The organism is Actinotignum sp. usb-actsch-rep-73 (genome assembly GCF_059082735.1).
On sequence record NZ_JBHNPV010000076.1, the window covers coordinates 44,012 to 56,346 of the forward strand.

13 protein-coding genes are annotated in these 12,335 nt (G+C 56.8%); 5 read left to right on the forward strand and 8 right to left on the reverse strand.

Features of this window, described 5'->3' with window-relative positions; genetic code table 11:
* Nucleotides 1-2: 2 nt before the first annotated feature.
* The 4 genes from AC5RE1_RS06980 to AC5RE1_RS06995 form a co-directional block, all read right to left on the reverse strand.
* Entirely contained in the window at nucleotides 3-2,726 is a 2,724-nt protein-coding gene (locus AC5RE1_RS06980; protein WP_285068193.1) for an ABC transporter permease, read from the reverse strand.
* Nucleotides 2,723-3,436 (reverse strand): ABC transporter ATP-binding protein, encoded by a 714-nt coding sequence (locus AC5RE1_RS06985; RefSeq protein WP_006680284.1) that lies wholly within the window; start codon nucleotides 3,434-3,436, stop codon nucleotides 2,723-2,725. Before AC5RE1_RS06985 ends, AC5RE1_RS06980 begins: the two co-directional genes overlap by 4 nt.
* Nucleotides 3,433-4,029 (reverse strand): PadR family transcriptional regulator, encoded by a 597-nt coding sequence (locus AC5RE1_RS06990; protein ID WP_006680285.1) that lies wholly within the window; start codon nucleotides 4,027-4,029, stop codon nucleotides 3,433-3,435. The genes AC5RE1_RS06985 and AC5RE1_RS06990 overlap by 4 nt, the downstream gene beginning before the upstream one ends.
* 123 nt (nucleotides 4,030-4,152) lie before the next feature.
* On the reverse strand, nucleotides 4,153-4,809 hold the full coding sequence (locus tag AC5RE1_RS06995) for a hypothetical protein (RefSeq protein WP_103632476.1): 657 nt from the start codon (nucleotides 4,807-4,809) through the stop codon (nucleotides 4,153-4,155).
* A 205-nt stretch (nucleotides 4,810-5,014) separates the two neighbouring features.
* Between AC5RE1_RS06995 and AC5RE1_RS07000 the strand changes: the two genes are divergently transcribed.
* A complete protein-coding gene (locus tag AC5RE1_RS07000) occupies nucleotides 5,015-5,860 on the forward strand; it encodes an aldo/keto reductase (RefSeq protein ID WP_493938493.1) in 846 nt (281 codons plus the stop codon).
* A gap of 9 nt (nucleotides 5,861-5,869) precedes the next feature.
* Here AC5RE1_RS07000 and AC5RE1_RS07005 read toward each other — a convergent pair whose 3' ends face one another.
* Nucleotides 5,870-5,992, reverse strand: coding sequence for a hypothetical protein (locus tag AC5RE1_RS07005; protein ID WP_493938494.1), 123 nt, complete (start codon nucleotides 5,990-5,992; stop codon nucleotides 5,870-5,872).
* Nucleotides 5,993-6,039: 47 nt separating this feature from the next.
* On the opposite strand from AC5RE1_RS07005, the gene AC5RE1_RS07010 reads away from it, so the two are divergent.
* Together AC5RE1_RS07010 and AC5RE1_RS07015 are read left to right on the forward strand one after the other, a co-directional pair.
* Nucleotides 6,040-6,450 (forward strand): ACT domain-containing protein, encoded by a 411-nt coding sequence (locus AC5RE1_RS07010; protein ID WP_040318393.1) that lies wholly within the window; start codon nucleotides 6,040-6,042, stop codon nucleotides 6,448-6,450.
* A gap of 257 nt (nucleotides 6,451-6,707) precedes the next feature.
* Nucleotides 6,708-8,027: a DUF4921 family protein gene (locus tag AC5RE1_RS07015; RefSeq protein WP_006680290.1), complete on the forward strand. Its 1,320-nt coding sequence runs from the start codon at nucleotides 6,708-6,710 to the stop codon at nucleotides 8,025-8,027.
* 3 nt (nucleotides 8,028-8,030) lie between these two features.
* Here the strand turns inward: AC5RE1_RS07015 and AC5RE1_RS07020 are convergent, their stop codons facing one another.
* The gene (locus AC5RE1_RS07020; RefSeq protein ID WP_006680291.1) at nucleotides 8,031-9,209 is read right to left on the reverse strand and encodes a type 2 periplasmic-binding domain-containing protein; all 1,179 of its coding nucleotides are present in this window, start codon (nucleotides 9,207-9,209) and stop codon (nucleotides 8,031-8,033) included.
* 152 nt (nucleotides 9,210-9,361) lie between these two features.
* On the opposite strand from AC5RE1_RS07020, the gene AC5RE1_RS07025 reads away from it, so the two are divergent.
* Nucleotides 9,362-9,619 carry a DUF4235 domain-containing protein gene (locus AC5RE1_RS07025; RefSeq protein WP_493938495.1) on the forward strand — a complete coding sequence of 86 codons (258 nt, stop codon included), beginning with the start codon at nucleotides 9,362-9,364 and terminating at the stop codon, nucleotides 9,617-9,619.
* A 93-nt stretch (nucleotides 9,620-9,712) separates the two neighbouring features.
* Here the strand turns inward: AC5RE1_RS07025 and AC5RE1_RS07030 are convergent, their stop codons facing one another.
* The gene (locus tag AC5RE1_RS07030) at nucleotides 9,713-10,105 is read right to left on the reverse strand and encodes a sterol carrier family protein (protein ID WP_040318326.1); all 393 of its coding nucleotides are present in this window, start codon (nucleotides 10,103-10,105) and stop codon (nucleotides 9,713-9,715) included.
* Between the two features lie 160 nt (nucleotides 10,106-10,265).
* On the opposite strand from AC5RE1_RS07030, the gene AC5RE1_RS07035 reads away from it, so the two are divergent.
* Nucleotides 10,266-11,270 carry a hypothetical protein gene (locus tag AC5RE1_RS07035; protein WP_006680294.1) on the forward strand — a complete coding sequence of 335 codons (1,005 nt, stop codon included), beginning with the start codon at nucleotides 10,266-10,268 and terminating at the stop codon, nucleotides 11,268-11,270.
* A gap of 32 nt (nucleotides 11,271-11,302) precedes the next feature.
* Here AC5RE1_RS07035 and AC5RE1_RS07040 read toward each other — a convergent pair whose 3' ends face one another.
* The gene (locus tag AC5RE1_RS07040; RefSeq protein WP_493938496.1) at nucleotides 11,303-12,106 is read right to left on the reverse strand and encodes a CDP-alcohol phosphatidyltransferase family protein; all 804 of its coding nucleotides are present in this window, start codon (nucleotides 12,104-12,106) and stop codon (nucleotides 11,303-11,305) included.
* Nucleotides 12,107-12,335: the final 229 nt, after the last annotated feature.

Below are 12,335 nucleotides of genomic sequence, written 5' to 3' on the forward strand. Positions count from 1 at the left end.
GCCTAGCTCACCGAAATCAGGGAGCCCGGCTTCTGCTGGCGCGAAGCAACAACGCCCGCAACGACAGTCGCCAAAATCGGAGAACCGAAGAACATCACGATCACCTGAAACCACGGGATCACAGGATGAAGGTTTGCAAGCTCAGGGAATACACCTGAACGAGCGATCGTCATGACCGTCAGCACCCCTGCAATCAAGCCGGACAGTATGGAAATAGGCAAGCAGAGCAATGCGAGTCCCATGCCCTGGTAGGCGGTAACGCGCGAACGGAGAGTCCTAGACGCACCAATCGCTTCCAGCGTCTCGAAGTCGGGACGCATAGCGTTAGCCGAAAGAACGACAATCAAAGCGATCGTTCCGGTGGCGGAAAGCAATGCGATCAGCGTAGCGATGTAGGGCATGATGATGGTCGACAACGGAGGTTGAATGACCGTCACCGATGAACCGGGGGCGCTCGACTCAATTGCTGAAATAAATCCCGACATCGCCCAAACAGACACGGGCTTATCAACAATCAAAAGCTGTCCCAGTGGAAGGACGGGAACCTTCAACACTTCAGCAGCTTTGGGAGACAAGACGATCACGTTCAGCTTCGACCAGGTGATTGCTTGAATCTGGGCTTCGGACACCGTGGTGGGGTCAGGAACCGTGTTCGAGCCTTGCGTAGCTGCCTCAACCGTGTCGCTCATATCTAGAGCACGAAGTGTCGCTTGGCCCGATTCAGAAATGTACGAGCCCTTCGGCATAATCGCGCCACCGGAGTTCAGGGTCGTTACGGCCTTCACCATCTCGTCACCGGAAATCAGGTTGGAGGCGGAGAGGAAAGTGCCATCGTCCACGATGTACGCCAAATCCAATTCCGCGAGCGAGGGAACATGGTCGTTCATTGACTCTGTGGATGACTCGTCAGGGGAGATCGTTTCGATCACGATGGAGGGGCCACAATCAGTGGATTCCCATTTCAGCCCTGACAACGTGGTGGCGCTCGATACCGAGCGACGATCCGTCACAGCTGCAGCGGCAGAATCGTGAATCACTCGCGCCTGAGAAACCATATCCGTGACATCGGCGTCCGACACGAAGACGCTTCCTTTCGGCCCCAGGTGCGCGTGCGCATTCCACGCGGCTTCGTTCGCGCTTGTCAGAGTGATCAGAAGCGCTGTGGCCAGTAGCGCGGTGGTCATCAACGAGGCCATTGCTGGAAGCGTCCGCTGGCCGTTCCTGACCGCGTCACGAACCGCAAGACGCAAACCCAGCGAAGGAGGGCGTCGGCCGCGCCAGTCATATGCAACAAAGTAAGGAGCGGTTCCGATAATTCCACTGATCAGCAGGGCTAGGCCGAAAGCAAGAATCCCCAGAGCCCCCGCCATCGCTGCCCACATCAAAAGCGGGATAGCAAGGACAAGAAGAAGCGGGTAGAACGGGATCTTCCGAACAAGACGCGACGGCGCACGAGTATGCCCAGAGAACAGCGTGGTCGCATCCGTGTCCGCAAGGTCACGAGACGGCGCGTAACAGGCGATCAGACACACCACAATCGGTGAAATGAAGGAGAAGACTAGAGCTTCCCAAGGAATCATCGACAGACTTAAACCTTGAGTCTGGACGAAGGTACCAAGGACGATCCCCACCCCTGCAAGGGACAGGAATGCCGACAGGACACCCAGTACCAGTCCCAGCGACATCATCAGACGAATCAGGTGAAAACGTGTCGCGCCAACGGCAAGCATCGTAATCGCGCTGGGGATACCGTTCGTTTGAGCGACCGCGAATAGCGGTGAGACGAACAGGATCAGCTCGATGAAAACCAGAAGAACACCGATAACAATGATGAATGGAAGCCATGCCTGAGCCGATGAAAATTCCGTGGATTGCGGAGGCGGAGCGTTCTGAGGGGGATGTGCCAGAACAGCACGAGAGATAACAGCGAAGCCTGAATGATTGAGCAGCTGCACGTCGTCCCACGTCACAGGGGATTCACTCAAGATGTAGTAGTGAGCAGAGGTTCCTTGAAGTTCACTCGGCGATCTCGATGCAAAAGTTCCAAGACCTACAACAATGCTTCGTTCCTGATCCGCCACTTGGTCAATCATGACCGTCGCAGTAATTGATGGCTTCATGCTCGTGCTTGATACTGAAACATGAATCGTGTCCCCCACGCCCACGTTCAGTTCTGTAGCAACGTCTAAAGCAAGAACAGCATGCCCATTTTCAAGCCTCGGAGTCTGTTCATCCTTCTCAGCAAAAATATCCAACGACGAAGTCTCTGTGGCTGTCGTAACTAATGCAGAGCGTAAACCGTCTTCAGTTGACACATTGACCGACGGGAAAGATAGCGTTGTGACCATCACAGCATCGCTGGGGAGCCACCGATTCAGTTGAAACTCATCGACAGACGATGAATCCACGGACGCAGAAGTCACATCACCCGCTGGTTCACCCAAATAATCCTGTTCGATCGGATTAAAGCTGACGCGTGTAATTCGCGCTTGAGTCGAATCATTCGGCCCTAAGTTCTGTATCGCCAAATAGCGTGATGATGACATCATCGACCAGAGAGTGATCGACGAAATAACCAGCACGATCGGTAGCGAAACGATCAGTAACGACGTCAGGGTACGCCATCGATCACGGATCGTTGCGCGCCTCGATATCCGCAATACAATCTTCCAAGTATTAGCACGTGCGCGAATTCCGTGGCTCAATCCGGATCCGCCTTCGCTCATAGAAGATCCTCAATCCGATCTGACGAAGAGGTATCAGTCATCTTCCCATCACGAAGGAAAACTGTACGGTCAGCCCACGCGGCAAAACGGGCCTCGTGAGTCGCCAGGATTCCTGCAGCGCCCGCATCAATCTGTTGACGCAAAGCAAGCATAATCTGTTCACCCGAGTGAGAATCGAGGGAACCGGTGGGCTCGTCAGCCATGATAATCGAGCGACGACCAACCAGAGCGCGGGCAATTGCAACCTGTTGTTGCTCACGACCATTCAGGCCATCCGGGAACTTTTCAGCAAGGTCAAGAGCTCCCACTTCCTCGAGGGCAAAAAGTGCAGCATCGCGTGCTTTCGAGGAAGAAAAACCATCCAGTTCAAGTGGCATTTCAACGTTTTCCACCGCAGTCAGGGTGGGAAGTAGATTTGAATCGCGGAACACGTATCCGATCGACTTACGGCGAACCATCGCACATTCCACAGACGACATATCTGCAAAGGACTCGCCGTGAATGTAAACCTTGCCCGACGTTGGGCGCTCTAGTCCTCCAGCGATGGCAAGCAGTGTGGATTTACCAGAGCCCGAAGGTCCCATGATGGCAAGAAGCTCGCCAGGCTCAACCTGTAGGTTGATCCCAGCGAGCACCTGAACCTTCGTATTGCCGGTACCGTATTCGTGAAAGATATCGACAAGAGCAACCGGATGGGAGTTCAAACTCATCGCACGCCGGTAGCAACGTTCTTCGAAGACTTCTGACGTTCCTGACGTTTGAAGCGAGCGAATGCTGCGCGACGAGCGACCTCGGAAACGGCACCGGACTCAATGTGATCCAGCCAGTTCAGTTCCGCTTCGAGGTCGAAGATATGACGCTCAAGAATCAGCTTCCATGCGAGTTCTTCATCCGAGGCAAGCGACTTCAGACGCGTAACATCACGCAGTGCCCTCAGCGAGGAACGACGCTGGGTCTGAATGAGTGCCGTGACATCAACACTGGGGTCAGTTGCTGCGACGGCAAGCTTCATGACGAGCTCATCGCGTTCCGGGCTCTGACGCGAAACCGGGGTCTTCCACCAGTCGTTGAGGATCTCGCGACCCTTTTCGGTGACCTCGAAGACTTCAGAGTCCCGCCCAGCGTTTGTTTCCTGGCGCGAAGAGACAGAACCATCGCGTTCAAGGCGTTGCATCGTCTGATAAGCCTGACCGATATTCAACGGCCAAGCTTCGCAAGTCTGATCCTCAAACATCTGCTTGAGGCGGTACACACCAGCAGGCCGCTGAGAGACGAGCGCGAGGAGCGCTTTGCGTACTGACATTGACGACTCCAGACTTTCCGACTACCTACGTCTATCCACTCTTACAAAGGACTCAGTTTATAACTGAGGAGTCTAGTTTAATCAACACTTCATTGCTTTTACGAAATGCAATTATTCATAGGTTCATGGTTCAACAGAAGCGAGGATCACACTCCAAGTCCCATACCTCTGTCGCAAAGTGGCAACAGAAGCAACATCGTCCCTGCCCGTCGCACGTTGCCGCTTCGACCATTTCCTGTACCCCTGAAGTGTCGGTTCGATCTGATTACGCTCACATTCGGCAATGAATTCGCGCAGAACAACGGCCATTGATTCGGAAGTAAACCTGCCAGATCCGCGGGCCCGGCCTCGCGAATTCGCGCGGAACCCAAGACGAGCGGTAGCCCGACTCCACGATCCTCCCCCAAGGCGAGCTGAAATTGTCTGCGACGACGGCGGCCAGAGCAACGCGCCTTTCGTGGACGCTAAATTCCAGCGCTTCAGCAGCGCATCGCGTTCACGATTGCACTGCGACACGGACAGTGGACGCAGTTCATGGCGCTCCATCGCCCATTTGGCAGCCTCGATCAGCAAGACCGCTTCATCCACTTGCTCATCGCTGAGCGGGACCTTGCGCGCGACGGGAGCCAAAAGATCACGAAGAGCCGAATCTTTCCCCGGGATCTCATCACCGAGGCTGGACCGCGAGTTCAATGCCAGCAGAAGCCAAAGACCAGCTTCAATCTGCTCTTCAGTAAATGCGGCGGTACGTTTGTGTACTTTCGGGGTTTCTTCAGCCATACCCCTCACTTTAAACAGGACGCACGCCACTGTGAACTGCCACCCACTGCCCCATTGAGATAGAGCGTCTACGACACGTAGAATACAGGCTTTTCGGGCACCTGAAATTCTATTGGAAGTAGTGACGCATACTCTTCACACTCGCGTGGCGACATCTACGTGGCAGAACGTGGGAAGATGAAAGTACCCGACGAAGCGAGGAACCATGCCCACCCCAACCATCCCAACGCTCACACTGCCAACCGGAGCGTCTATTCCGCAGTTCGGTTTTGGCACGTACAAAGTGACTGAGGGCGTCTATGAAGCGGTGTCAAACGCGCTGGAGCTGGGGTATCGGCACATTGATACGGCTCAGATGTACGGCAATGAGCCAGAGGTTGGGCGTGCGATCGCAGATTCTAAGATCCCGCGCGAGGAACTGTTCATCACGTCGAAGTTGAACAACACGAACCATGAGCCTGACGTTGCGCGCGCAACTTTCGCTCAGACTTTGGAAGATCTGCGTACTGACTACGTGGATTTGTTCCTCATCCACTGGCCTTTACCCACGCTGTACGACGGAAATGTTGCCCTGCCGTGGAGTGCGCTGGAAGAGTTCTACGCTGATGGTCGTGCGCGCGCGATCGGCCTGTCGAACTACGAAATCGCGCATATCCAGGCGGTTCTCGACGTGGCGACGGTGGCTCCGCATGTTCTGCAGGTGGAGGCTCACCCCTTCCTCCCCAACAACGAGTTGCGCCAGTTCGCGCGCGATCACTCCATGGTGGTGGAAGCCTGGTCTCCGTTGGCACGAGGCCGCGCCCCCTTTGACGAAACCTTGGCCATGATTGGTGCGCGGATTGGGGTCAGCGCCGCTCAGGTAGCTCTGCGGTGGGCGTTGCAACGCGGAGACGTGATCTTCCCGAAGTCGGTGACACCATCGCGTCAGGCGCAGAACCTCGATGTCTTTTCCTTCACGTTGTCGGACGAGGACATGAGAGCCATCGACGCCCTAGACGAGGGCGAGGCAGGGCGCACCGGTTCGAACCCGAATACGATGAATAGGCTCTGACTAGCACTTTTACCGGCTCTTCTTCTTCAGCCCCCACCGCGCTTGTTCACCGTCAGCACGGGCGATCGCGTGCACATAGAAGAGGGAAGCGAGCGCGAAACGGCCCATGAAACGCTCAAGGATGTCCAGCATAAGATGACGCCTTTTACTCACACGTGCTGAGCGATAGCATCTACGTCATGACTGAAACCCATGCTCTCGACCAAATTCTTGCCACGCTGGATCCGACAAACGCCGGCGAATACGTTTTCGCCATCGTTGACGAGGTCCCAGCAGGCACCCACCCCTTCGCCGTCATTCGTGATGAGGACAAGCTGACCGCTGTTCTTCCCGTTGACGAAGCCGAAGCGGCCGGTCTTCCGACCGAAAAGCGCTACGCTCACATCTTCCTCGGCCTGCAGGCTGACCTTGATTCGATCGGTATTACCGCGACAATCGCACAGATCCTGTCGGCTCGTTCGATTGCAGCGAACCCGATCGCCTGCGCTCGTCACGACCACTTCTTCGTCCAGGCAGATCGTGCGCAGGAAGCTGCCGCTCTGATCGCTGATCTGGGTAAGAACGCTCGCGGATGGCTACCGAACGCCTGACGTTCACGTAGCATGTGCGCCATTTAATGTCGGCGAGAACCTTTCGAGGTTCTCGCCGATTGCGTTTTGCCAGCCGAGCCCAAACAACCGCGCTTGTTCACCACCTGACCCGTCCGTCCACTGGCCCGACACCAGTACTTGCGCTGGTCAGACCCCATTGCGTGTGTTGGGCATGATCGCACCCCTGCCCGTATCGAATGCAAAGAATCGTTCACCGACTCTGGGAGAACGTGCATTTGGCAGGTAGAATTAACCCCATGGCAAAGGAGCTTTCTCGAACCGACCGTGCCATCGTGCGTTTAGCCGATGGCACGGTAAAGCAGCAGAACCTTCTCACAGGAACCGAGGTGTGGACCGTTCCTGGACGCGGTCACCGCCCGTTATCGGTTCCCCCAGCTCACCCAATGCCCATCGATCACGATCAGGATGGATGCCACTGCGCCTTCTGCGATCAGCGTTATCTTGAAACTCCGCCGGAAAAGTCCCGTTTGGTACGTGACCAGGCCGGAAACTGGAGTGAACTGACCGGACTTCCCGCTGACCAGCTTTCCACGACGACAGCGGAGTTCCGTCGCATCCCGAACCTGTTCGAAATCGTGTCCTACAACTACTGGCATCTGAACCACGGCCACGTTCCCAGCGAAGCTGAACACCGTCGCATGGCGGAATACTTGGCATCCTCCGAAGGCTACGACCATGTGATGCGCGTGGTGCACGCTCGCCTGTCGGCCTCAGGTGTCAGCGATGGCGAAATCGACGCAATGTCGGATTCTGACAAGCTACAACAGGCGAATGGCTTCTTCTCCGGTGGCCACGACCTGATCGTTGCCCGACGCCACTACATCGATGGCGCGAAGGACACAACGCAGCTTGCTGGTTCAGGCACAATGACTCCCGAAGAGCACTTCCAGTACACGGCGTTCACAACGCGCACGATGGCGGACCTGTACACCCTTGACCCGAATGTTCGCTACGTCGCTGCGTTCCAGAATTGGTTGAAGCCCGCGGGAGCCTCGTTCGACCACCTGCACAAGCAGTTGGTGGCGATCGACGACTTCTCGGTGCAGACGGAAGCCGAACTGAACCGCCTGCGCTCCCAGCCAGATATTTACGACGATATTCTGACCGTCGCCGCCACGCGCAAACTGCTGATTGCGCAGAACGACCATGCGATCGCGATGGCGGGCTTCGGACATCGTTTCCCAGGCGTCGCTATTTGGCCCCTGCATTCCCCGCGCAATCCGTGGGAAGCTTCCGAAGAGCAACTTCGCGCCGTTTCCGACCTGTTGCACGCGGTCCACGCTGCGACCGGCGCCGATGTTCCCTGCAACGAAGAGTGGTACCATCGTCCGCCCACGGTTCGCACGCTGATGCGGTGGAGGATCCTGCTCAAGTGGCGCATTTCGACGCTGGCAGGTTTCGAGGGCGGCACACGCATTTACCTCAACACACTTGACCCGTGGCACGTGGTCGACCGCTTGGTCCCACGCCTGGAGGAAATGCGTGCAGCAGGCACGATCGCTCCGATGAAGATCGGCGCGGAATGTCGCGTGGACCCGCAGATGCTGGCTGACTGACGTTCAGCCCGCGAGCGCGCTACTCCACTGGTCGAGCGCCCACGTCGCGGCATTGGAGGACGGCTCGTTGACGGTGATGGCATCGTCTTGAGGGGTCATAAACCAGCTGGCCGGAGTGTTTTCGCCGGCGCTTTCTTCCAGCGGGTAGACGACTCCGTCCTGCGCTAGCGCGTGTTGCCCGTCCCAGCTCAAGAGCCACGCGGCTAGGGAGCGGACACCGTCAAGCTGGGTGGTCTGCGCGGTGGGCGCAATGTACAGGTATCGGGTGACACAGCTGCTTCCCATTGCGACGCCCTGGGATTCGATGCCGGTGTTCGACGTTGTGCGAGCAAGTTCGCGCATGGAGCCGACCATGTAGGGCAGTCGTTTCGCGGGTGCGACGACCGTTTGGGCTCCACTGAGTTCTGTGGCGTCTTTTTGTGCTTCAACTCCGCCCGTGAGCGAGGTTCCTGTCCATGTGGCTAAGGCGGCCTCGTCGTTTTCGATCATCACCGAAGCGGCTTTGAGCGCGCCCACCCACTGGCCGAATCCTTCGCCGTAGGAGGTGGCGACGCCGTCGATGAACGCTCGCCCGATGTCGGATGACACGGGGTCGGGGACAATCAGCGAGGCCGCATCACCGGGATTGCGTAGCGTTTCGAGTCCACTTGGGAGGGCATATCCGTTGACGCTCATCCAGGCTTTGTCGATGAGGACGCACACGTCGTTGCGCCCGTACGCCAACGCCGAGGCGGTTGCGGCTACTTCGGTGCCCGGGGTTGGCGTCAGAGAGAAGAGTGCGTCCGTCGCCAGTTGTGCTGAAGAATTCACGAGGCTCGGCCTGTCGATTCCGAGCACTGCATCGATGTGCTGGCCATCGAGAGCGAAGGCGGAATCAATCACCTGTTGCGCGACGTCGTAGCCGGTTGCTTGGTGGAACGCCTCAATAACTGAGTCGGGAAGTTTTTCTGCCTGAGTGACACCGATGGTGATAGTGCCTGTTCCTTTGGACGGTTCGGGGGCGCCAAGGGTGGAGGCGTTCTCGGACTGCTGGCCGGATGTGGAGTCGGACGAGTGTGGAGATGAGCCGATCGGTCGCGAGAACGGGTCGGTTCCTGAGCCGATGGACGAAGAGCATGCGCTCAGCGCCATGCACATCACGACAATTGCGACGGATGTGGGCATTACGCGACGCAGGTTCACTTTAAGCTCCTCGGATCTGGATCCCAACACCCCAAGTCTACGGCTCGCGTGTGGAATCGTGGCACTCGGGTGCACTCTTCACGTGTCGTGGGGCATGATTGAAGCAGGAATTTACCGCACGTGGTGTGTTGTCGACAGAATTGGAGTGTCCCATGGAGGATTTCGGCTGGAAGATTGCAAGCGCTGGAGCGATGGCTCTTTCTGCTCTTGCCGCAGGAAAGGTCACTGAGCTCGGCTGGAAGCTGGTGACGGGACACGATATTCCGCGTGAAGACGATGACGAGGCCGCGATGGTGTCGCTGGTTCTCTTCGCCGCTACGTCGGCGGCGATCGTAGCGGTTGCTCAGCGTTATGCTCTGCGAGGCGCCAAGAAGTGGTACGGTCCGCGCGCTCTGCAGATTGAGGACTGACAGCTCTTTTTCAGACGCTGAATCTGAGCGCTTCGGCGTGATCACTCGGGCGTGGCTCTGGACTTGATGTCCCCTTTGACTCAGCCGTGATTGCTACAGCGCGGAGTCGCGATCAGCTTTCAACCCCGGAATAACGGGGAAGAACGTGGTCAGGTCAGTGCGCTCACCGGTCGCCTGAACGCGCCCATCCCCTGTTGCTTCGTCCCAGGTAATGATGCCTGTGGCCAGTTGTAACCACACCTGCATAGTCGTTTCGACGACTGCGGGTGGCGTCCCACGACGATGCGTTGTACCCGTAATAATCTGAACCGCGCCCGCAGGTGGGACACGCACCTCGACCGAACGGCCGGGGTGTAAAACTGCGAGTTCCTCAAGAGTGAAACGCACCGCTGTTAAAAGAATGGCACGTTTCGTTTCATCCCGCTCACGCATCCACGTGCGCAGAGCATTCATGCCCTGATCGGTTGGAATCTTCCGGTTAGCCATAGTGCAATCGTAGTCGCCCGGCATTTTCGGGGCTGAATGCGGGTAGACCCCTATATCTTTATTCGCTACTCTCAGACAGGCTAGACACGTAAAGTCGCTCATAGAGTGCCCATCGATGATGCGGGGCTAAAGCTTCGCTCCTCATTTATTAAGGAGATGCATGAACCAGGCAGGCTCTGTTGAGCGCCCAAGCGACGCTGAAAAGCCAGCAGGCACTATGCCTCCATGCGCCTCGTACACTCCTTCAGCTGTCGATAGACTCTTCATCCCCGCAAGTGTCGCCGATATTCCCGAGGCCTCGCGCTACTGCTGGGATGCCGACGTTCTGCTGGAACTGTCAGGCGCTGATCGTATTGGTGAAATCAGCGCACGTCGTACGCAGTTCTTCGATGACCTTGGCGATTTAGCCGATGAGGTAACAGACTCGTTCTTTTCCCTTGACTCCTGGGGACATGCGTTCGGTCACCGACTGCGTGAAGCTGTCGAACGGCGTCAGACGTTGTGGCTGGGAATCTTGCCCGCGCACCTGTTAGAGAAGCTCCGTACTTTTGCTGGCGACCCCGCGCTTGTTCGAGTTGCGGGCGTTCCGTTGGACGACGGATCTTTGCCGGTTGCTATCAACCCGATTGCTCTGATCAATCAGTGGAAGACGTCTGAGGTCACTCGCCGGTATCTGCAGCGTGTTCTTACGGGCGCGGATTCTCTCCGCGCGACGAGAACCGCCATCCATGCCTTGCGGGAGGCTGGCGTGGCTTTCCGTGACCGCTCATTCGCTATTCGAATGATGGTCAATCCGACGTTCTTGGCGTACCTGGTTGTGTTCGTCTACTCGTCACTGCGGGCACTACCGGTTGCTTTTGTTCCGGGGTTCCACGGGAAAGTCTGGGTTCTCTGGTCGATCGACATGATCACCGCTATTCCCTACACATGGGGCGTTCTGGCGATGGTTGCTGGTCGCACGTTCTTTAAACGCGTCATGGGGTTGATTGTCACTATCGTGACCTTCGTGTCCCCCTACGTGTATTTCTGGATGCACGGGCGTCACTATCCACCAATGGTGATCGTGTTCGTCGCCGCGATGATTATTGGCGCCATCGCGTTAGAAGGATTCCGCTGGTGGCGCGACCGCGTCGTGAAACGCACGCTTGTGAATTCGGTGAGTTAAAGCGTCACTCGGCTGATCTCACTGCCCTGAAGTCACTTCGCAGAAACGGCGGGCCCCTGATAGGTGCGCACGAACCCGGTGAAGAGGAACCACGCGGATGAAATCCAGAAGATGATGTTCGCCCACATCGGGATAGTGGGGAAGACTGCGACCATGAAACAGGTGACGGCAATCCAGATGACTGTGACGATGATGTTCGAGGTGCGGTTCTTCTCTACTCGCATCGGATGCGTGAAATAGAGGGGAACCAAGGTCAATACCGCCAGCATCAGCGTTGTCACGACGTTCATCCACGCCGGCGACTGGGTAATGTACATCGTCACGGCAACGATGTTCCAGGCTGCGGGGAAGCCGACGAAGTAGTTGTCGCTCGACTTTTCCCCATCGTTGGCGTAGCAGAACACCGAGGACACGGTTGCGACGATCGCCATCAGCATCGCAACCCACTTCGGACCAAACGGCAGGTAAAGGTACATGAATACTGCCGGCAGGAACGTCCACGTGATGTAGTCGATGATGTTATCCAGAACCGACCCGTCGAACCACGGGATCACTTGGCGTACGCAGGCTTTACGTGCACACGTGCCATCCACGCCGTCGACGATCATGGAGATGCCCAGCCATAGCCACATCAGTTTGATCTGACCTTCAACAAGCGCGACGGCCGCGAGGCAGGCAAAGACAAGGCCCGACATGGTCAGACCATGAACTGCCCAAGCTGCGATAACTCGTTTAATACCAGCGGGTCCACATTCGCCTGTTGTGGGAGTTGGGGCAGGTAATGAAGAATCATTGTGATCGGAATTCTCCGTCGTATTCGTCATACCAGTGGTCACGTCATGCTCCAGTCAGTCGTTTTTGGGATGAACTGGAACCAGTTTCACCCTTCACGTCGACAAAGTGTAGCGATCACGCCGGTGTTCAGGGAAGAATCAGGGCTACCCCCAAAACGAATCATAAGCAAGGCGAGACTCTCGTCTCTTTTCTCATTCATTCCTCGCGATGCTCACTGTCGGTGTTAGTCCGGGCACCATCGCATTAACGGTATACCAATACAACACAGAC